Here is a 20,560-nt window from a genome sequence, read left to right on the forward strand (position 1 = left end):
GAGATGGAGAGTCTGGAAGTAGTAATCAGTATCAGACCAGAAAGAATGGCCTTCTTGAAATTCATAATCGAAGGCTTTGGACATTTGGCTCTGCCAGTGACCCTATCAGCGAAAGAAGGAAAGATAAAACTTCTTATTTCTCCTCAAGAAAAAGATCGGTGGGAGGAAATTTGGGAGGACTTTCAAAGCTGGCTTTAACGCTGTCTGATTTCCCCAAATCCAAACTCTACGATACTTACATCCCGAATCTTGTCTCCGTAAAGAAACATGATCCGCTGTGTTAGGACTTTTTTGAATTCCATAAAGCCGTTCCGACTTCTGAACCTTTCGTAAGGAAACCTTTGAATAGTATCCAAGATAAGAGTAGCGAGATTCCCCTGCCTACCGCTAAGTTCCTCGGCCGTCTTCTTATCTAGGGCTTCGAGAACTACGCTTACCCGGACGTACTTTCCTAGAGGGGCTCCCTTGGGGCTGCCTACGATGTCTTCAATGAGGATTTGAGTAGGCGTGAGTTTTTCCTTTATTAGGGGGAGTCTTTCCTTCTTTTTTTCTTGTAAAATCTCAAAAGGTAAAGCCCGGATCATAGAGGGAGTTTTCTCGGAAGACCCACTCAGATTGACGAGCAGGTTTTTCAAGGCTGTCCATTTGAAGAGGGCTAGAATGGCTAAAGAAATGATTAAAAGAATTAAGAAGACTTTAAGGTAGCGTCTCATGGTTGCGAAAGGCCTTCAAGACCAATTGTCTCAACAGATAATCCGCCAGCACCAAGCGAACCATGGCCTCACACACGGGCACAATTCGGGGAATGGCCGAGGCGTCATGTCTTCCTCCGACACGGATTTTTACGGCCTCGCCCTTTTCGTTTATGGTGAGCTGTTCCCTAGAGATGCTGGGGATAGGCTTGACTGCTACTCGGCAAACTATCTCTTGGCCGGAAGATATCCCTGCGAGGATTCCTCCGGCATTATTGGATAGAAATCCTTCGGGAGTAAGGGGATCGTTGTTTTCGGAACCTTTTTTTTCGGCCGCCGAAAAACCGGCTCCGATCTCCACGCCCTTTACGGCCCCGATACTCATAAGGGCCTTGGCTAGCTCGGCGTCCAATTTGTCGAAAACCGGCTCTCCCAGCCCGGGAGGCACACCTCGGGCCACGATTTCTACTACCCCTCCCAGGGAGTCTCCCTCTCGGCGGGCTTCCTCTATGCGACGACACATTTCCTCATAGGCCTCGGCATCCGGGCAGAAGAGATGGTTTCTGTTGATCTCGGAAAGATCCCGTTTACGGGCCCACACTCCACCTAGGGCTACGGTGTAGGCCTGGACCTGGATGCCGTATTCGGCAAGCACTTTCTTGGCTACCGCACCGGCGGCCACCCGGGCTACGGTCTCCCTTCCGCTTGAACGCCCTCCGCCTCGCCAGTCTCTTAAGCCGTATTTCCAGAAATAAGTGCAGTCACCGTGCCCTGGGCGGAAGATGTCTTTTAGGGGTTCATAAGCCGCGGATTTGGCGTCCCGATTGTAGATCACCAGGGCGATAGGGGTTCCTAGGGTTTGGCCTTCAAAGACTCCTGAAAGGATCTCTACTCGATCGGGCTCTTTGCGGGGGGATTCCCCTAGGTGTTTCCCGGGACGGCGTCTTTCGAGCTCAAACTGGATGTCCTCCTCCGAAAGAGGAATGCCCGGAGGACAACCGTCTATGACGGCTCCCAGAGCTCTGCCATGGGATTCGCCGAAAGTAGTTACCCGGAAAAGGGTCCCAAAGGTGTTGCCAGCCATTTATCTTTTCCCGAAAAGTAAGGTCTTTTCCTCGGTAGTTAGCCCTTCGGTAAAAGGTTCAAGGGTTGATTTGAAGACGATAGTGCTTCGTCCGGCCTCCTTAGCTTGGTAAAGTAGTTTATCCACTTCTTTTAAGAATTCCTTCGGTGTCATGCGGTAAAAGGGCCTGAAAGTAGCTCCACCTATACTAACCGAGGCTTTCACTTTACCATTCGGGGTCTGAAAGATCAAATCCTCGATGGCCTGTTTGAGGCGTTTGGCTACTTTAAGGCCACCGTAACCTCCCGTTCCCGGAAGGATGACGGCAAACTCTTCTCCCCCGTATCGGGCAGGAAAGTCCAGTTTTCTCAAACCATTCTTGATGGTTTGGGCTACAGCCTTTAAGACCTGATCTCCGAAAACGTGTCCATAGGTATCATTGAGGCGTTTGAAATGGTCAAGATCGAGAAGGAGCAAGGTAAAAGGGGCTTGCTCTCGTTTGGATCTTTCTATGGAGGCCGATAGGGCCTCTTCGAAGCTTCGGCGATTGTAAAGACCCGTAAGATAGTCCCTGGTATATCCTTCATAAAGAGTTTGATAAGCCCTCTTTACGAGGGCGAGTTTTTCTTTGATCTCCGGAGAGGGAGCCTTCTCAAGGAGTTCTTCTAGAAGGGAAAGACCGTATTCTGGAAGATTCATCTAGACCTTTTCATTAGTTTGATTTTCCAGAAAAGGAGTCCTTCTTCAGGACCTAAAAGCTTGACCTCTGCCAAAAAGAACATCCCACAGAGAAGAATGCTTAGAAGTACGGGCAGCTTTTCTTTCAGAAGGAAGGCCAGTCCCCCCATCACTCCGGCTTCTATGAGGAGTTTTAAAAATCCTAAAAAGAATTTTTTGAAAGGTAAACCTTTAACTTTATAGCAAAAAAAGCCCATAAGGAAAATGGCCTGACCGAGGAGGGCGACCGCAGTTCCTAGGGCTACGGCCTTGAAGTTGAGGTAGGGAAGGGTGAGGAGGACGACCGTAAGGTTTAGTCCCACCGCAAGGAAGCTCCCTAAGGCCGGGATTAGGGTATTGCCCAGGGCATAAAAGACCGGCACCGTAACTTTGCTTATGCCATAAGCCGGAAGCCCTAGGGCAAAAAGGCTTAAGGCCTGAGCGGTATTTAGGGTGTCTTCGGGAGAAAATTGTCCGTGTTCAAAGATGAGCCGTACGATGGGCTTTGCCAGAATGGCCAGCCCTACGGCTGAAGGAAGCGAGAGACTCAAACCCACCAAAAGCGAGGAGACATAGGTGTTTTTTAGAAGTTCGATATCATTGCGGGCGGCCTGACGACTGGCTTCGGGGAGAAGGGCCAGAGAAAGTCCTACTCCGAAGAGTCCCAAGGGGACATACATGAGACGGAAGGCGTAGGCCAGCCAGGAGACCGCTCCTTCTCCGCAAGAAGTGGCAAAGTAGGTGTTGAGGAAGATGTTTATTTGGACGGCCGAAAGGCCTATCACAGAGGGTCCCATGAGTTTCAGGATCTCTCTTACGGCCGGAGACCGAGGCGCCAAGACCGGAGAGAACCTAAATCCCTTAGCTCGGAGAAAGGGCCAATTGAAGGCCGCTTGCATGGCCCCTCCGAGGAGCACTCCCAGGGCCATCCCGATGACCCCGGGGTATCCTAGAAATCTAAAAAGGAAATAGAGGACCAGGCCCACTAGGATGGAGGTGGCGTTGAAAAGGGCGGAAGAGAAGGCCGGCCAAAAGAAGACTCCTAGGCTGTTTAACATTCCGGCGAGTACCGCCGCTAGACTTATAAAAAAGAGAAAGGGGCTCATGATACGGGTAAGGAGGACGGTGAGCTCGAACTTGCCCACGAAGTTTTTGAAGTCCGGGGCCAGAAGCCCTACTATTTGGGGGGCCAGGATTTCGCCCAAGATTACCACCAGCAGGACTAAGAGTCCGAAGGTGGTGAGGGCCTCGGAGGCTACCTTGAAGGCCCTTTCGGTCCCTTCCTTTTCCCGATAATGACTGAAGACTTTGGTAAAGGCCATTCCCAGGGCTCCCTCCGCAAAGAGGTCACGCAGGAGATTTGGAATACGATAGGCCACTACGAAGGCGTCCATCTGGGAGGTGGCTCCGAAAAGGGCGGCCAGCACCTGTTCGCGCACCAGCCCTAGGAGGCGGCTTATGATCACCGCCACCGTTACGGATCTCGCCCCCCGGGCTACTCTCTGAGCGCTATCATGGGTCTTTTTTTCCATCTTCTTCCGAACCGGGTGCTTTTGTCTCCTGAGAGGTAGGCTATAATAAAAAGACCTTTTTGTGGAGGCTGATAGAGATGCCTATTGCCACCATAGAGGAAGCTCTGGAGGACATTCGGGCGGGTAAGCTGATTATCGTGGTGGACGATGAGGACCGAGAGAACGAGGGTGATCTCGTCATGGCGGCCGAGAAGGTCACCCCGGAGGCCATCAACTTTATGGCTAAATACGGCCGGGGTCTCATCTGTCTTACCCTCACACCGGAAGACGTGGAGCGCCTGCAACTTCCCCTTCAGCCCCGTCGGCATGGTACTCGTTTCGATACCGCCTTTACGGTATCCATTGAAGCCCGTTACGGGGTGACCACCGGGATCTCGGCTCATGACCGGGCCCACACCATCCGGGTGGCCATAGACCCCCGTAGTGGTCCTGAGGACATCGTGACCCCGGGTCACGTTTTTCCCATCCAGGCCCGGAAGGGCGGGGTGCTTGTGCGGGCGGGACATACCGAGGCCTCGGTGGATTTGGCTCGGCTGGCGGGCCTTAGGCCGGCGGGCGTTATCTGTGAGATCATGAAGGACGATGGCACCATGGCCCGTCTTCCGGACCTCGAAAAGTTTGCCGAAGAACACGGGCTCAAGATCATCACCATCCGGGATCTCATCGCCTATCGGCTCCGTAACGAGTCTTTGATAACCCGTGAGGTTGAGACCCGGCTGCCCACCCCTTGGGGCGAGTTCAAACTCTACGCCTACACCAATCTGGTGGACCCTTTTGTACACGTGGCGCTGGTGAAAGGCGAAGTCACGGAAACTCCTATCCTGGTAAGGGTACATTCCGAGTGTCTCACCGGGGATGTCTTCGGCTCTTTGAGGTGCGATTGCGGGCCTCAGCTCATGCGGGCCCTTGAAATGATCGGAGAAGAGGGCAGGGGAGTCCTTCTATATCTCAGACAGGAAGGGCGGGGTATCGGACTCCTCAACAAACTCAAGGCCTATGTCCTTCAGGATCAGGGGAAGGACACTGTGGAGGCCAACGAGGCCCTTGGTTTCAAAGCCGATCTTCGCGACTACGGCATCGGAGCTCAGATCTTGAGGGATCTCGGGGTGCGCCGTATGCGTCTCATGACCAACAACCCCAAAAAGATCGTGGGCCTTGAGGGTTACGGTCTCAAGGTGGTGGAGAGAGTGCCCATCGAAATCCCACCTCACGAGGAAAATTATCGTTATCTGAAATGCAAGAGGGATAAACTGGGTCATCTTCTGAGTGTTTTGGACTTAAAGGAATGCAGGAGGTCCTAGATGCCTAAGGAGATTCAGGGAGAATATCGAGGAGAGGGGCTTAAATTTGGAATTGTAGTAGGGCGTTTCAACTCCTTTATCAGCAAGGAGCTGCTCAAGGGCGCCTTTGATGCTTTCATGCGGCACGGGGTGAAGGAAGAAGATCTTACCGTGGTTTGGGTTCCGGGTTCCTTTGAGATTCCGCTGGTGGCCAAAAAGATGGCTCAGAGCGGAAATTATAACGGCGTGGTCTGTCTCGGGGCCATTATTCGAGGGGCTACTCCGCATTTCGAATACGTGGCCTCGGAATGCGCCAAGGGGATCGCTCAAGCTTCCTTAGAGACCGGGGTGCCCATCATTTTCGGGGTCCTTACCACCGATACCATTGAGCAAGCGGTAGAGAGGGCCGGTACCAAAGCTGGCAACAAAGGTTTCGAGGCCGCCATGGCGGCCCTAGAGATGGCCAATCTCATGTCAAAGCTTTAATGTCTCTTGTCCTTTGCGGCCCCTGCTTTTTTGAAAAGATAAATGGAGAGGTCGTTTATAGTCGGATTTTGGCCAAAGCTCTAACGGAACTTTTCCCTAAGGCCCGGGTGATATCTCTTACCCCCGAGAGACCCTCTTCACACTATGTTCCGATTTCATGCTTCCGATCTTTTAGAAGGGGCGTTCTGGGGTTGAAAAATCTTTTTGAGACTGCCAAGGGTGTCGTCTTTACCCGAACGAGTTGTTGGCCTTACGCCCTCCCGCTTTATCTCCGTAGGAAACCATATGTTTTTGTGCTTCACGGGATTGAGGCCTGGCGTCGCTTCCCGCAGCCGGCTCGTTTTATCCTCGCGAGGGCCCAAGGCTTTCTTTCCGTAAGTCGTTATACCGCCGAGCGATTCCTTTCCGAAAATGCCTTTTCAAACCCTTGGTATCTCTTGCCTCCGGCTCTCGATCCCTATTTCAGACATCCGGGGCCTTCACCCCTTCCTGAAAATGGCCAATATCTCATGACCGTGGCCCGTCTTGCCCGGGAGGCCCACTACAAAGGTGTGGATCTGGTTATAAGGGCCCTTCCGGAGCTCCAAAGCGAATTTCCGAATTTGCAATATGTAGTGATAGGAGGAGGGGATCTTCTTCCTCGGTATCACGAACTGGCGATCAAACTCGGAGTCTCGGATCGGGTACATTTTCTTGGAGAAAGAAAGGACGTGGCCCGATTTCTCAAGGCCGCGGAGGTCTTCGTCCTGGTAAGCAAGGGGGAGGGATTCGGGATCGTGTTCCTTGAGGCCATGTATTTTCGCAAACCCCTTCTCGGGGCCTCGGCCGGAGGCATCCCAGAGGTAGTAAGAGATGGTGTAAACGGCTTCCTTGTGCCCTATGGAGATCTCAAGGCCTTGACCACGGCTCTAAAAAGATTATTAAGCCAGAAGGAAGAGGCTCAAAGGCTAGGCGAAGCCGGTCATCGTATCCTTACGGAAGAATATACTTACGAAACTTTCAAAAACCGTTTGCAGAATATCTTGAGGGCTCTGACATGGGTTTGAGGCATAGAGGACGGCAGATAGCGCTGCAGGTCCTATATCAGAAAGAGGTTGGGGGTATTTCCCTTGAGGAGGCCCTGTTAAATTACGAGAAGCATCTCAATCCCTCCCCGGAGGCCTTCCGTTTTGCTAGAGAGCTTACCGAGGGCGTGATCCGGCACCTGGAAAAGATTGATGAAGTCATCCAAAGGTATTCCGAGCACTGGCGCCTTGAAAGGATGTCGGTTACGGACCGAAATATCTTACGGCTGGCCACCTATGAGCTCCTTTTCAGGCCGGATATTCCGCCCAAGGTCTCCATCAATGAGGCCGTGGAGCTGGCCAAGGAGTTCGGCACCGAGGATTCGCCGGCCTTCGTGAACGGTATTCTGGACGCCATCTATCATCACGAGGTCAAAGGTGGGCTCTGATCCCTTTTCTCCGGAGTTCTGGAAGGCCTATCAGAAACGTTTTCACACCGAGGAGGACGAACTTTTTCTCAAGCCCGATTTCTGGGATCAAATGGCCGAGAGTTACGATGACCTTGAGGCCACTCCTTTTTACCAGGAAATGGTGGAAACTGTGATTTCAGAAATGGAAGCCGCCGGGGCCCTTGCCCCGGAGATCACTCTGCTTGATCTCTGTTGCGGAACCGGGACCTATACTGTGCGTTTCGCTCGCCGGGTAAAAGAGGTCTGGGCCCTGGATATCTCCCCCGGTATGCTTAGGGTCCTTGAGAGAAAGATTGAAGAGCAGGGCCTCAAGAACGTGAGACCGGTTTTGGCCGATTGGCGCCTCTATTCACCTCCGCGTAAGTTTGAAACCGTTTTTGTTTCCATGACCCCCATTCTCAATGACCTTGAAGAGTTCGATCGCATCCTCGGGGTCACCGAACGTTACTTGGCCATTGTCCAATGGGCCGGTCTCCGGGAAAACGACTTCTATCGGGAGATCCTGGAGCGCTTTTTTAACCGGAAGCCCCGGAAACGGGGTCCGGGAGCAGTGGTCCTTTTCAATTACCTGTTCTCCCTGGGCTATCCCGCGGAGATTCGATTTTTCTCTGGGATATGGGAGAGGGCTCGGCCGCTTGAAAAGGAGTTGAAACGCTTGCTTTTCAAGATCCGGGGTGAAGGCCTCTCCGTAGATTCCCGTAAAGAGAATGAGATCCGGACTTTTCTTTCAGAAAGGGCCCGGGACGGAAAGGTTATCTCTCACACCCGGGTGCGCATCGCCTTTGTTTTTGCGGACCTGAAGAAAGAGGCCCTTGCCTTCGCCTGAGCCGTAATTATATATTTTTCCGGTTTCATTGGAGGTCTCCCATGGTTGAGGCCCAGGGCCTCACAATGCATTACGGCCCGGTGGTGGCGGTCTCGGATCTCTCCTTCAAGGTCGATAAGGGAGAGATCCTTGGTCTTCTCGGGCCTAACGGGGCCGGCAAGACCACCATCCTCAAGATACTCTCTACCCAGATCGTGCCCACCGCCGGTACCGCTCGCATAAACGGTCTGGATGTCCTTGAACAACCGGAAAGGGTGCGTTCCCAGTTTGGTTATCTCCCAGAGAATCCGCCGCTTTATAACGACATGGAGGTAGAGGAATATCTTTCGTTTGTGGCTGCCGCCCGGGGACTTTCCGGGACGAAGAAGGCCTCCCGGCTCGACTGGGTGATTTCCGCCTGCGGGCTCTCTTCGGTCCTGAGAAAACCCATCGGGACCCTTTCCAAGGGGTTCCGGCAGAGGGTAGGCCTGGCCCAGGCCCTGATACATGATCCCCCCGTGCTTATCCTAGATGAGCCCACTACCGGACTTGATCCCCTTCAGATAGCAGAGATGCGAAAACTCATCCGGGAGCTTGCTCGGGATAAGGCCGTCATCTTTTCCACCCACATCCTTCAAGAGGTGGAGGCCCTGGCTGATCGAGTGTTGATTTTGAACCAGGGGCGGATGGTGGCTTGTGGTACTCAGAAGGAGATCTACCGTCTGGTTTTCCCAAAACCGGTTTACCGCGTGGTGTTCGAGGAAAGCCCCTCTTTTGAGCTGACGCGCCTCTCCGGTATCGAGGAAGTTGTTCCGCTCTCGGATACGGAATATCGGGTGATCTTTGAGGGGGAACCCTCGGCACTTCTATGTACTCTGTGCGATAGGGGCGCCCGGGTCCGGGAATGTTTTCGGGAAGCTCTATCCCTTGAGGAGATCTTTCTACGTCTGGTGGAGGAGTCCTGATGCGGGGCCTTTGGGTCATCTTCCACAAGGAATTTTTTGGGTACTTTCGATCCCCCATTGCTTACATCTTCGGGGTGGTTTTCCTCCTGGTGGTAAATGGGCTTTACATGAACACCTTCTTTCTGGCCCGGGTCTGCGACATGCGGGCCTTTTTCGAGCCCTTTCCGGTGATCCTTTTGGTTTTCGCTTCTGCTCTCACCATGCGTCTCTGGGCCGAGGAAAGAAAAAGCGGGACCTTGGGGCTTCTTCTGAGTTTTCCCTCTTCGCCGTTGGCCCTGATTCTCGGCAAATTCCTGGGGACCTACCTCTTTGCCCTGACCGTCCTCTCCGGCACCCTGGTTATCCCCGTAATGCTTGCGATTCTGGGGGATCCCGACGGGGGGGCTTTGTTTTCGGCCTATGTGGGTGCGGCCCTTCTGCTGGCCTTTTACGTAGCTCTGGGGGCCTTCCTTTCGGCCCTTTTTGAAGATCAGATCGCAGCCTTCATTCTTACCTTAGTCGGCGGGCTTGCAAGCATTCTTCTTGGAACGGATCTGGTGTCTTCTTCCATTGAGAGCTGGCTTCCAGGCTTTGGAGCCTTCCTGAGGGAGTCCCTAGGGCTTCTGCCTCACTTCAACCCCTTCGTCAAAGGCGTAGTGCCTTTAAGAGATGCTCTCTTTTTTCTGATCTACACCGCCGTCTTCTTGGTTCTTAACTACTACACCGTCTTTGGTTTCCTACGCTATTTCCGACGAAGGCTATTTTATCCCCTGACTGCGGTCTTACTGGGCTTGGCCCTGGTCTCAAACGCCCTTCTAGCCCAAGTAAGGCTCCCTCGGTTTGATTTTACCGAGGAAAGACTTTACACCATCTCACCGGTGAGTAAAAAAGTCCTAGCCCGCCTCAAGGCCCCCCTTAGGGTAACTTATTATGTGTCCTCTCCCCAAACACTTCCCCCGCCTATGAGGAACTTGTCTCTTGAGGTCAGGGCCCTCCTTGAGGAGTTTGCGGCCTTTAATCCCAAATTTCGGTTTGCGGTGGTAGATCCCACCCGTAATCCTGAATTGATTCAAAAGCTACGAAACAAAGGGGTTGAGCCCTTTGCCGTTCAAACCATCGAGCGGGACAAGGTGAGTGTTAGGCGGGTCTATAGTGCCATCGCCCTCTCTTATCTTGATAAACCCGAAGAAGTCATCCCTCAGGTGGTTCCCGAATCTCTTTCCACCTTGGAATACGACTTAGTATCTCGGATCTACAAACTTACCCTTTCGGAAAAGCCTGTGGTGGCTATCTACAGCGGACGGAATTTTCTTGCCGGAAGCTACCGCACCGCCGAAGAGATCCTGCGCTCTCTGGGATTTGAGGTCAAAGGCACTTCCATTGACAAAGACCATTCCATTCCGGAGAAGGCGCGTCTCTTGATCCTCCTCTCTCCAGGGAAACTCAACAAGCGACAGCTTTACGAAATAGGGACTTTTCTTAATCGTGGGGGATCGGTCCTTCTGGCCCATTCGGCAGCTATTTATTCTTACAACTCCGGACCCGAGGGAGAGATGCTGGCCACCCCCATGCCCCAGGATCTTTCCGTAAACGAACTGCTAAAGACCTACGGTCTGGAGATCGAAAAGAAGACCCTCTTTGATCTCCAGAGTGTGACCATGGCTGTTTCTCAAGAGAGGGAGATAGGGATCTTTAAGGCCCTGGTTCGCATTCCGGTGAACTTTCCCATGCAGGTCCAGATCTTGCCGCCCCAGATGAACCGGAAACTTCCCATTATTCATGGGCTTTCGGCCCTGCTTTACCTTTGGGGGAGTCCGCTGAAGCTCGATGAGAAGATCCTCGAAAAGAAGGGCTTCAAAACGCAGGTGCTTTTTACCTCCACTTCCCACGCCTGGGCTGAAGAGGTGGACCTAGGGTCTCTCAGCGAGAGGGATATCCAGCCTCCGAAGGAGACCTCCCGACTGCCTCTGGCGGTCCTGGTGGAGGGATGGTTTCCGCTTCCCTTTGAGGGACAGGTTCCTCCCTGGCCTGGGGAAAAAGGATCTTCCCAGGCTACGAAAGAAAAGGCTTCGGAGGAAAAGAACGAAGCGCAAGCTCGGAGCCCTCAGAGAAGTGCTAAGCCCGGGAAACTGATGGTGGTGGGCTCCGGGGCTATGTTTGCCGATGGTATCATCGATATCTTCGACAACGCCCTCTTTTTGGCCAACGCGGCCGAGGCCTTAGGTTTGGGAGGAGAACTTCTTTCTTTACGGGCTAAGCTCAAACCCGTAAGGTATATCGCCGAGGTTTCGCCTTCGGCCAAGCTCCTATGGAAGATAGTCGTGGTCTTCGGTCCGGCCATGCTGTGGATGCTCCTCGGGATGACGGTCTTTATTCGACGCAGACGTCGCCGGATGCGTTTTGAGAGAGGGGAAGGTCTATGAGTTCTAGAAATCTCTTCTTTTTGACCGGACTTCTCGTGCTTCTTTTGGTGATGTACTTTGTGGCCCAGCGTACGGTGAGCCCCCCGGGGATAAAAGAGGCCCTGCTGGTTCCCCTAGGCCAGCCTGAATGGCAGAGGGTAGATCGTCTGGAGATCTTTCTGGGTTCCGAGCCGGAAAAGAAGCTCTTCTTGGTAAAAAAGAAGACCGGCTGGGAGGTCTTAGGATCTTCTCCGGAAGAAAATTATCCCCGTCCGGCCAAAAACTCTCTCATAGATAATTTTCTATCGGACCTCAGCCAACTCTCTGGTGAGGAGAGGGTTTCGGGTAAATCCTTCTGGGAGCGATTTTTACTTACCGATGAGAAGGCCCTGCATGTGGTGGGGTGGCGGGCGGAGCAAGAAGTTTTCCATCTATTGGTGGGCAAGAGAGGTCCTTACTGGGACAGCACCTTCGTGAGGCTTAAGGATTCGGAAAAGGTCTATCTCGTTCCCGAGAATCTCCTCGCCCGCTTTGAGATCTGGAAGGAACAACCCACGACACCCTCTGTGGACCCCTGGATAGACAAAGAAATTCTTGTGGTTAATCTGCCGGATTTAAAAAAACTGAGCTTCGTTTGGAAAGGCAAAGTCTTGTGGCGTTTGGAGAGAGAAAAAGACCGCTGGTGGGTTGAGAAGGAAGGCCGTCGCCGAGAGGTCAACGAGGTCGAGAAAAAGTTGGGAGAGGTTTTTCCGCTTTTTGCGGAAAAGGTTTTAAGGCCCGAGACTTTCCGGAAGGAAATCGGCCGTCTAGAACTTGAGACCAAACTGGCTACCAGAGAGAGCCTTTCCTTTGGAGTTTCTTCCCAAAAAGGGCGTTATTTGGCTAAAAAGGGACCTTACGTGTACGAGCTTGGATCAGAGGTCGTGGAAAAGCTCCGAAAGCTCTTTTAGCGCACACAGACCGCACGGATCTGTTTGAGATCGGTATCTCCGGCAAGTACTTTAAAGATACCGTCCTGTTTCAAGGTGTACATGCCGTTTCGCATGGCGGCCTCCCGGATCTCGTGTACAGGGGCAGCCTTAACAATGAGTTCCCGCAGTTCGTCGTTGGGGATCAAGAGTTCGTGGATGGCTATCCTTCCGCGATAGCCCGTATGGTTGCAACGGCTGCATCCCACTGACCGATAAAGGGTAGCCTGTTTGACTTCTTCTTCGGTGAGGGGTTTTAGAGGATGTTCTCCGTACTCAAAGATGAGCTCCTCGATTTCCTTATCCGTGGGATGGTAAGGTTTCTTGCAATCTGGGCACAAGCGTTTGGCTAGTCGCTGGGCTAAGACCCCCAAAAGGGCGTCTGCAAAATTGTAAGGATCGATTCCCATGCCTAGGAGGCGAGTAACTGTTTCCGGGGCACTGTTGGTATGGAGGGTGGAGAAAACCAAGTGTCCGGTAAGCGAAGCCTCGATGAGGGTGTGGGCCGTTTCTTCGTCTCGGGTCTCACCGATCATGATGATGTCTGGGTCTGCTCGTAGGAAGGCCCTGAGCACCCTGGCAAAGGTCAACCCGATTTTGGGTTTTACCTGGACCTGTCTCAGCCCCTCTTGCACGATTTCTACCGGATCTTCAGCGGTCCAGATTTTCTTGTTGGGCCGATTAATATAGTGAAGGGCGGCGTGCAGGGTGGTGGTTTTACCGGATCCGGTAGGTCCTACTACTAAGATCAGGCCGTAGGGCATTTCCAGCAACTTCTTGAATTGTTCCATGACCTCCGGCCGGAGACCTATTTCCTCAAGGGTTCGGGCCTGGACTCCTCCCAGGATCCGCATGACCACGTCTTCGTTGTTTTCGATGGTAGGCAGAGTGGCCACTCGGACCTCAAAGACCTTCCCTGTCCGGGTACGGAACTTGATCTTTCCATCCTGAGGAAGTCGTTTTTCGGCAATGTCTAGCCCGGCCATAATCTTGTAACGGGAAATAAGTGGTCTTTTCAAAGAATAAGGGACCATTTGGAAGGGAATGCATTCCCCGTCTATGCGAAACCTTATCTGTGCTCCCCGCCGCCCTGTGAGACTTTCGATGTGGATATCGGAGGCCCCGCGATTATAGGCCTCTTCAAGGATATAGTTGGCCAACTGGACCACCACACTTTCCTGATCCTCTGGAAGGGGCTCTTCTTCTTCGTGAGCCTCTTCTTCCTCAATGAGCTCTAACTCAGGGGCTTCTGGCGGCTGAAATGTAAGCTTTCCATAATAGAGATCGATTAGTTTTAAAATATCTTCTCTTATGCCTACTGCGACTTCAAATTCTTTCAAATTTAGAATCTTTTTGGCCTGTTCGATTTGATCCAGATTAAAAGGATCTTCCGTAAGGAGGAAGATTTTTCCTTCTTCCTCCAGCGGAGCGATCAAAGTTTGACGAAGAAAGTTTTCCTTGACGCCTTCCAGGCACTTAGGTTTTATTACGATCTTATCGTCTGATATTTCTATAAACGGACAGTTGTAGAACCTGGATAGGGCTTCTCCAATTTTATCTTTAGAAATGTGGAATTTCTCTATGAGTACGCTTTCTATACTGCTATTAGTTTCCTTGGCTATTTCTGCCGCTTCCTGACAAATAGAAGGAGTAATTATTCGCTCTTTAAGGAGAAATTTTAATCTTCTACAATTGGTAGTAATATTTTTTAAATATTCTATCTTTTCTTGAATGGTATCCTTTTCTTCTACTTCATTGGCCAATTGAATATATAATCTTAGAGCTTCATCAAATTCGTAGGCCTTCTCAAGGTATTCCGCTAACAATTTTTTGAGATTTAATATATCTAATTTATTTTCTGCCGTCGCCGGGATTTCTTTTAAAGCCTGCCTTATAATATGGGCAGCCCTTTCAAATTGTCCTATATTTCCTAGACATTCAGCCAAATTTTTGTATACCTCTAAAGTTTTAAAGCCCTCTTCCAATAATTCTTCCAGAATTTTAATGGCCTGTTGGTAAAAGGCTCCATCTTTTAAAATCAAAGCTTTTTTGAGTCGTTCTTCCTGTGGGGTCTCCTCCAAAACCTCCTCGGAAACTATGCCTTTGAAGGCCTCTAGTTCGAAGATCCTTTTCTGGATCTCTTTTTTGAGTTCGTCTTGCTCTTCTGAAACCAGATTCTTAAGTTCACGGTATAGTTCTAGAGCTTCATCCACTAGCCCCTGCTTGGCATATAGCTCAGCCTCTTTTAATTTGTTTTCTATGTAGGCTTTGATATCAGTATCCATCTTTTAGCCTATTTCCATTTGGTTATAGAAAAAAGAAAAACTTCTTCTCCTTCTATTAGAGCCTTTCCTATAAAAGGTTCTTTTGCGGACCTCCAGATCGTATTCGGGTCAACATTAATTAGTTTATAGTCTTCCACTAAGACGACTAACCCTTTGTCGTTTTTCCATAATATTACTAATTTCTTTTCGCTGGTTAATGACTTGTTGGTTTTTATTCTTAGTTTTTTGAGTTCATGTTCTTCTTTTTCAGCCAGCTCACCTTGTAATTTAGGTTTTATTTTTCCAAAGAGCTGTTTGAGGAATCCTTTGCCTCTTAAAAGTTTTAATGGGAATTGTCCCTCATGTAAATAAGGACGCCACCAATCTTCTATATCACTGGCGAAGGCAACTTCATCTATAGGTATTAGTATGGTCTTATTCAGAGTTTTGCAGAGGAGTCCCTCGTTTGCTTCTATTTTGATTTGACTTTTGGTTGTTTCTTCTTTTTGCTTGATAAACTCTTTTATCTCTTTTTCTCTTTCTCTTAGTTGTTTTTCGTAATCCTTGTTTAAAATTAATAGTGTTTTTTCTATTTCGTATTTGCTTTTTGTTAGCAACTTTTTTATAGCTCCTTTTTTGTTTCGGTCTAAAAGTTCTTCGATAGCTACTAATCTCTGATAATCTTTTAATAGTTGATTGATAAGAAGGTCGATCTTTGTTTGGTGTTCCCCTTTGGGAGATTCCTTGTGTGAAAAATCTTTAATAATTTCTTCAAGCTTACTCTGTTCTATTACTTCTTTTTCAATTTTAGCCTTGAACTCCTTTAGATCTTTTTCGATATCTTTGCCTTCAAAATTATAGGCATAAATAATGTTGCCTAATTGTTTCAAGTGATCTAATTTTTCCGGAGTAAGATTTGCGGGATGTTTAACCTCTTTCAAATAGGCTTCAAGGAGAGAGATGAGTTCTTGATTAGTGGCATCTAAAGATTGGGTCTTTAGTTTTTGGCATTTTTTAAGGGCCTTTTCGCTTATTTCTGGGACGATTTCCCACTCAAGAGTTAGGATTTCCCCTATCAGTTCTTCTAGATCCTTTTTGAGAGCTTCTTCTTCTCCCTCGGCAATAGGTTCGAGTAGCGAATAGGTTTCTATTTCTTCTTCTTTTAACTCCGTCTTTTTGGCTTCCTTAAATATTTTATCTAAGGCCTTTTCCACTTCTAATTCTAGATCTTGTATGTTTTCTTTTTCGCTCATTATTTTCTCCTAGGCAAACTATGCGATTTTGGTTTACGTCTCCGTTGGGGCTTTACCCCAAACCCCATGATTTTATCGCCCCAATTTTATCTTTAACCCGAATTGAGCGTTCAGAATCGCTCAATTCGGCCTAGTCACTATATTTAAGATATTTTTGGACTATATATCTTATACTCATTTTACTTATGGTTTTTAGGGTTTCAAAAACACCTATGCCTTTGGGAGCCACAGCTTCAAAGTAAGGGGCCTTGAGTTCCCGATTTAGATCTTCTTGTAATTCTTCTATGGTAAGAATGGGGATACCTATTTCTCCGAGATCCCTTTTGTTATACTGAAAAACCAGGGGTATCTCATGAATATCTATGTTCCATTCTAAAAGATGTTCCTTTAGATCTTCAAGACTCTCCTTATTTTTCTCTCGGCGTATGCGAAGGGAATCTGCCACAAAGACTATGCCATCGACTCCTTTCAAAACGATCTTTCGGGCATACTTATAGAGAGATTGCCCGGGAACAGTATAAAGCTGTAACCGGATATCTAGATCTTTTATTTTGCCCAGGCTTAGGGGTAAAAGATCAAAGAAGAGTGTTCTTTCTCCCTTGGTTTCAATGGTTAGAAGTTTCCCCCTAAATTTTTCCGGGAGAGAATTATATATGTAGAGAAGATTAGTGGTTTTCCCTGATCTTCCCGGACCATAGTAAACTATTTTGCAGTATATTTCCTTTTTCTTGAGATCGATTAAGGCCATTTATAATTCCTGGATTTGTTTGGCTAGTTGATTAGCTTTTAGACGTACTAGCCCCAAAGGTACTTCGTCTGTAAATACTGTAACTAGAATTATATCGTCATTAATTTTGCTCAAGTGTATATTATCTTTTTTGCCCTTGTGATACAGAATGCTGAAATCGTCCTCGCCTAGAATTCTGGCGATCTGATTAGTAGCTCCGAAATTGGCAGCCGCCAGGGCCGCTAAAGAAGTGACATCTACATCTGCATTTTTACCACTTGAGACTAAGATGTTTCCAGCTTCGTCTATCAAAAGAGCCAAGTTTACTCCAATGCTTAGTAAGTAGTTGCGAAGTAGTTTTTCTAGCCTAGACACCTTTTCTGGTGTGAGAACACGTATACCCATTAGTAGACCTCTTATCCATTTAACACTTATCAGGATAATATGGATAATAGGAAAAAATCAAGTCCTTATTTTTCTATAGGAAAGGCGGTTAATGGTATGTAAGCTTTGAATTTGATGGAAAAACTTTCCTAAGCTTATGCATATTGGATGTTAATATGCCGGCCATGGATGCTTTAATCCTACTAAAAAACTTATGCTTAGGAAGCCGCTGCCCATCTTGAACACCCATTAATGGGGCGCTAAACACTAGATATTCGTGACCTAGAAATACCAAGTTTTTCAGCAGTTATTTGATGCCTGCCTTTTAATGACCCCCTGAATACGAAAAGCCGCGGTGAATCGGGTCTTGGTGATAAAAATGGGCGAGGCCTCTGGGCTATTCCTTTTACGCTATCGTAGAAGTTAAAGAAAGTTCTCCCGGACCGTCTTACCAAAGGTGAGGGAGAATAGTTATACAACTTCAAAGGAGAATCCATTAAAGTTGTGGTCCTTGACCCAAAGATTCTATAAGCCTCTCCTGTTGTTTGTTTGGAAGGCCGAGTTAGGGGGATGGCCTTTGGGGAGCTCCTTGGACAACAGGAGGCCTCTCTCAGGCCTTTCATGGAAAGCCTCAGAAGCTATAGTCCTTTTTTCGGACCGCCCAGGCTTTCTGGAAGGGACAATAGTTTCGCCTTGGATTACATGATTTTCGAAAAGCTGACTTTTTTGTCAGGAAAAATCCTCGTAAAAGAAAGGTGGAAAAAGAAGCCTAGGGATTTAATTGCTTCTTAGATGAGCTTTTAAAATAGCTTTTTCTTCATTTAACCCTCTTTAATCCTCAAAAATTTTCCTTGACATTTGTATTAAAGAAATGCTAGGCTCAAGGCTACCTATAGAAGTAGAAAAATCTGTTTGATTAAGGAGGGAGTGATGGCTGAGATCAAAAAACACGATACACCGCTGTTAGAGGATCTTAAAGGCGGTCCCTGGCCCAGTTTTGTGGATGACATTTATTCTTATGCCGAAAAGCATCAGAAACAGGCCTGTTTCGACCTCATGGGACAGCTCGAGTTGTCTTACAAGCACAAGGAGACCCACTGGAAGCACGGAGGTATCGTGGGAGTGTTTGGGTATGGTGGTGGTGTTATTGGTCGTTATTCCGACCAGCAGGAAAAGTTCCCGGCTATTTGGGCCTTTCATACCGTGCGTGTAAATCAGCCGGCCAGTAAGTGGTATCACACCTCGGCCCTTCGTAAGCTTTGCGAGATGTGGGATCACCGGGGTAGCGGTATGCTCAACACCCACGGCTCTACGGGAGACTTGGTGCTTCTGGGAACCACTACCGAACAGCTTGAACCCATCTTCTTTGATCTGACCCATCAGATGAATATGGACCTCGGTGGTTCCGGGTCTAACCTGCGTACTCCTTCCTGCTGTGTGGGAAAGGCCCGGTGTGAATGGAGCTGTATTGATACTCAGGCTCTTTGTTATGACCTTACCATGACCTATCAGGACGAGCTTCACCGTCCGGCTTTCCCTTATAAGTTTAAGTTCAAGATTTCTGGGTGCCCCAACGACTGTGTGGCCGCTATCGCCCGGGCCGACTTTTCCATCATCGGAACTTGGATTGATGACATCCGGATCGATCAAGAGGCGGTTAAGGCTTATGTAGGTGGCGAGCTTAAGCCCAATGCTGGAGCTCACTCCGACCGGGATTGGGGGCCCTTTGACATCCAAAAGGAGGTCATTGATCTCTGTCCCACTCAGTGCATGCACTGGGATGGAGATAAGCTATATATCAACAACAAAGAGTGTGTCCGGTGTATGCATTGTATAAATGTCATGCCTGAAGCCCTGCGTCCTGGTACGGACACCGGTGCTACCATCCTCATGGGGGCTAAGGCTCCGATCTTGGAGGGTGCTCAGCTTTCTACGGTGATTGTGCCTTTCATGAGGTTAGAGCCGCCCTATGACAACCTTAAAGAGCTTGTTGAGAAGGCTTGGGACTTCTGGATGGAAAACGGAAAGAACCGTGAGCGTCTGGGTGAGCTCATTCAGCGGATTGGTCTCAACCGCTTTATCGTGGACGTCTTGGAGCTCAAGCCTATTCCGCAGCACGTCCGTGAACCGCGGGCTAACCCCTATGTCTTCTGGAAGGAAGAAGAGGTTGAGGGTGGTTGGCAGCGTGATGTGGCCGAGTTCCGTAAACGTCACCCGGCCTAAGAGACCTGAAATTAAATGGTACGAGGGCCTCTTGATATAAAATTAAATTAGAAAGGAGGTTTGGTTATGTCTGATAAGGTATATGAAGAGATCCAGGGCGTTCAGCTTGATGAGATTTACAGCAAGCCTTATGATCCCGAGTTGGGAGAGAAACTTTATAACCCTCAGAAACCGATGGAGAACCGGATCACGGATATCGGTCCTCCTCACTTTGCTCAGTTCTTTCCGCCGGTCATTAAGAAGAACTATGGTAAATGGAAAAGTCATGAGATCATCCAGCCTGGTGTGATCAAGTATACGAGTGAGACCGGGGACGTGCTCTTTGCAGTAAGGGTAGGTTGTCCCCGTCTTGTAACTACGGACTATATCCGTGAGGTCTGCGAGATTGCTGATAAATATTGCGACGGATATGTCCGCTGGACCACTCGTAATAACATCGAATTTCATGTGACAGACGAGGAAAAGCTTCGGGCCCTTCTTGATGATCTCAAGAGCCGTAAGTTCCCCGGTGGGTCCCAGAAGTTCCCGGTAGGTGGCACGGGTGCCGGTGTGACTAACATCGTTCACACCCAGGGTTGGGTCCACTGCCACACGCCGGCCATTGATGCCTCCGGCGTGGTGAAGGCCGTGATGGACGAACTCTTCGACTATTTCGGCAGTCATAAGCTTCCCGCCCAGGTGCGGATTGCTTTGGCCTGCTGTCTTAACATGTGTGGTGCGGTTCACTGCTCCGACATCGCTATTCTCGGTATTCACCGTAAGCCGCCTCTGATTGAGGACGATCGTCTCCAGCACGTGTGTGAGATTCCTCTGGTAGTGGCGTCTTGTCCGCTGGGGGCTATTAAGCCTGCTACGGTAGAGATCAACGGCGAGAAAAAGAAGACCGTGCGCGTGAATCAGGAACGGTGTATGTTCTGCGGTAACTGCTATACCATGTGTCCGGCCATGCCGCTTGCCGACGGAGAGGGCGACGGCATTGCCATCCTCGTGGGTGGTAAGATCTCCAACCGGATCTCCCCGCCCAAGTTCTCCAAACTGGTTATTCCTTTTATTCCCAACGAGCCTCCGCGGTGGCCGACCACCGTTAAGTGGATCAAGAAGATCCTTGAGACCTATGCTCAGCATGCCCGTAAGTACGAGCGGCTCGGTGAGTGGGCTGAGAGGATCGGTTGGGAGCGGTTCTTTGAGCTCTGCGAGATTCCGTTTACGGAAAAGAGCATCGACGACTACCGTCTGGCCTACGACACCTATCGGACCTCGCTCCACTTCAAGTTCACTAGCCACGTAGAGCCGGCATAAAAAGAAAGTGGGAGGCCCTTTAGGGCCTCCCTTAATTTAAAAGGAAA

General features: G+C 49.5%; 19 protein-coding genes. 11 read left to right on the forward strand and 8 right to left on the reverse strand.

From position 1 onward, the window contains the following. Positions 1 to 3 precede the first annotated feature (3 nt). Positions 4 to 198, forward strand: a complete 195-nt coding sequence (locus TDIS_RS08370) for a DUF4911 domain-containing protein (protein WP_068671255.1) — start codon at positions 4 to 6, stop codon at positions 196 to 198. Here TDIS_RS08370 and TDIS_RS08375 read toward each other — a convergent pair. Genes TDIS_RS08375 through murJ form a run of 4 tightly spaced genes read right to left on the reverse strand, consistent with a single transcriptional unit; the run spans position 195 to position 4,004 of the window. After that, positions 195 to 713 (reverse strand): flagellar basal body-associated FliL family protein, encoded by a 519-nt coding sequence (locus TDIS_RS08375; protein ID WP_068671258.1) that lies wholly within the window; start codon positions 711 to 713, stop codon positions 195 to 197. The two genes, TDIS_RS08370 and TDIS_RS08375, sit on opposite strands and share 4 nt — an antisense overlap. Further along, positions 697 to 1,776, reverse strand: a complete 1,080-nt coding sequence (aroC, locus tag TDIS_RS08380) for a chorismate synthase (protein WP_068671260.1) — start codon at positions 1,774 to 1,776, stop codon at positions 697 to 699. Before aroC ends, TDIS_RS08375 begins: the two co-directional genes overlap by 17 nt. Then, positions 1,777 to 2,454 (reverse strand): GGDEF domain-containing protein, encoded by a 678-nt coding sequence (locus TDIS_RS08385; RefSeq protein WP_068671262.1) that lies wholly within the window; start codon positions 2,452 to 2,454, stop codon positions 1,777 to 1,779. It abuts the gene before it with no gap. Then, positions 2,451 to 4,004, reverse strand: coding sequence for a murein biosynthesis integral membrane protein MurJ (murJ, locus tag TDIS_RS08390; RefSeq protein ID WP_068671264.1), 1,554 nt, complete (start codon positions 4,002 to 4,004; stop codon positions 2,451 to 2,453). Before murJ ends, TDIS_RS08385 begins: the two co-directional genes overlap by 4 nt. A gap of 77 nt (positions 4,005 to 4,081) precedes the next feature. Here murJ and TDIS_RS08395 point away from each other — a divergent pair, with 77 nt between their 5' ends. From TDIS_RS08395 to TDIS_RS08430, 8 genes are all read left to right on the forward strand, one after another. Continuing rightward, on the forward strand, positions 4,082 to 5,305 hold the full coding sequence (locus TDIS_RS08395) for a bifunctional 3,4-dihydroxy-2-butanone-4-phosphate synthase/GTP cyclohydrolase II (protein ID WP_068671266.1): 1,224 nt from the start codon (positions 4,082 to 4,084) through the stop codon (positions 5,303 to 5,305). Then, positions 5,306 to 5,770, forward strand: a complete 465-nt coding sequence (gene ribH / locus TDIS_RS08400) for a 6,7-dimethyl-8-ribityllumazine synthase (RefSeq protein ID WP_068671268.1) — start codon at positions 5,306 to 5,308, stop codon at positions 5,768 to 5,770. Positions 5,771 to 5,961: 191 nt separating this feature from the next. Continuing rightward, on the forward strand, positions 5,962 to 6,816 hold the full coding sequence (locus tag TDIS_RS08405; RefSeq protein ID WP_161939507.1) for a glycosyltransferase family 4 protein: 855 nt from the start codon (positions 5,962 to 5,964) through the stop codon (positions 6,814 to 6,816). Then, the gene (gene nusB / locus TDIS_RS08410) at positions 6,807 to 7,223 is read left to right on the forward strand and encodes a transcription antitermination factor NusB (protein WP_068671272.1); all 417 of its coding nucleotides are present in this window, start codon (positions 6,807 to 6,809) and stop codon (positions 7,221 to 7,223) included. Before TDIS_RS08405 ends, nusB begins: the two co-directional genes overlap by 10 nt. Next, positions 7,213 to 8,070, forward strand: coding sequence for a class I SAM-dependent methyltransferase (locus TDIS_RS08415; RefSeq protein ID WP_068671274.1), 858 nt, complete (start codon positions 7,213 to 7,215; stop codon positions 8,068 to 8,070). The genes nusB and TDIS_RS08415 overlap by 11 nt, the downstream gene beginning before the upstream one ends. Positions 8,071 to 8,111: 41 nt before the next feature. Then, positions 8,112 to 9,014 carry an ABC transporter ATP-binding protein gene (locus tag TDIS_RS08420; protein WP_068671276.1) on the forward strand — a complete coding sequence of 301 codons (903 nt, stop codon included), beginning with the start codon at positions 8,112 to 8,114 and terminating at the stop codon, positions 9,012 to 9,014. Then, on the forward strand, positions 9,014 to 11,416 hold the full coding sequence (locus TDIS_RS08425) for a Gldg family protein (protein ID WP_068671278.1): 2,403 nt from the start codon (positions 9,014 to 9,016) through the stop codon (positions 11,414 to 11,416). The genes TDIS_RS08420 and TDIS_RS08425 overlap by 1 nt, the downstream gene beginning before the upstream one ends. After that, the gene (locus tag TDIS_RS08430; RefSeq protein WP_068671280.1) at positions 11,413 to 12,345 is read left to right on the forward strand and encodes a DUF4340 domain-containing protein; all 933 of its coding nucleotides are present in this window, start codon (positions 11,413 to 11,415) and stop codon (positions 12,343 to 12,345) included. Before TDIS_RS08425 ends, TDIS_RS08430 begins: the two co-directional genes overlap by 4 nt. On the opposite strand, the gene TDIS_RS08435 is transcribed toward TDIS_RS08430, so the two are convergent. The 4 genes from TDIS_RS08435 to TDIS_RS08450 all read right to left on the reverse strand — a co-directional run bounded on the left by TDIS_RS08435 (position 12,342) and on the right by TDIS_RS08450 (position 17,012). Beyond that, positions 12,342 to 14,648, reverse strand: coding sequence for a GspE/PulE family protein (locus TDIS_RS08435; protein ID WP_068671282.1), 2,307 nt, complete (start codon positions 14,646 to 14,648; stop codon positions 12,342 to 12,344). The two genes, TDIS_RS08430 and TDIS_RS08435, sit on opposite strands and share 4 nt — an antisense overlap. 8 nt (positions 14,649 to 14,656) lie before the next feature. After that, a complete protein-coding gene (locus tag TDIS_RS08440; RefSeq protein ID WP_068671284.1) occupies positions 14,657 to 15,880 on the reverse strand; it encodes a hypothetical protein in 1,224 nt (407 codons plus the stop codon). Between the two features lie 130 nt (positions 15,881 to 16,010). Continuing rightward, positions 16,011 to 16,628, reverse strand: coding sequence for a GTP-binding protein (locus TDIS_RS08445; protein WP_068671286.1), 618 nt, complete (start codon positions 16,626 to 16,628; stop codon positions 16,011 to 16,013). Further along, positions 16,629 to 17,012, reverse strand: a complete 384-nt coding sequence (locus TDIS_RS08450; protein WP_068671288.1) for a roadblock/LC7 domain-containing protein — start codon at positions 17,010 to 17,012, stop codon at positions 16,629 to 16,631. 909 nt (positions 17,013 to 17,921) lie between these two features. On the opposite strand from TDIS_RS08450, the gene dsrA reads away from it, so the two are divergent. Beyond that, complete coding sequence (dsrA, locus tag TDIS_RS08460) at positions 17,922 to 19,214, forward strand: dissimilatory-type sulfite reductase subunit alpha (protein ID WP_068671292.1); 1,293 nt, start codon at positions 17,922 to 17,924, stop codon at positions 19,212 to 19,214. Positions 19,215 to 19,388: 174 nt separating this feature from the next. Beyond that, entirely contained in the window at positions 19,389 to 20,513 is a 1,125-nt protein-coding gene (gene dsrB, locus TDIS_RS08465) for a dissimilatory-type sulfite reductase subunit beta (protein ID WP_068671347.1), read from the forward strand. Positions 20,514 to 20,560 lie beyond the last annotated feature (47 nt).

The sequence above is a fragment of the Thermosulfurimonas dismutans genome, assembly GCF_001652585.1.
Lineage (GTDB): Bacteria > Desulfobacterota > Thermodesulfobacteria > Thermodesulfobacteriales > Thermodesulfobacteriaceae > Thermosulfurimonas > Thermosulfurimonas dismutans.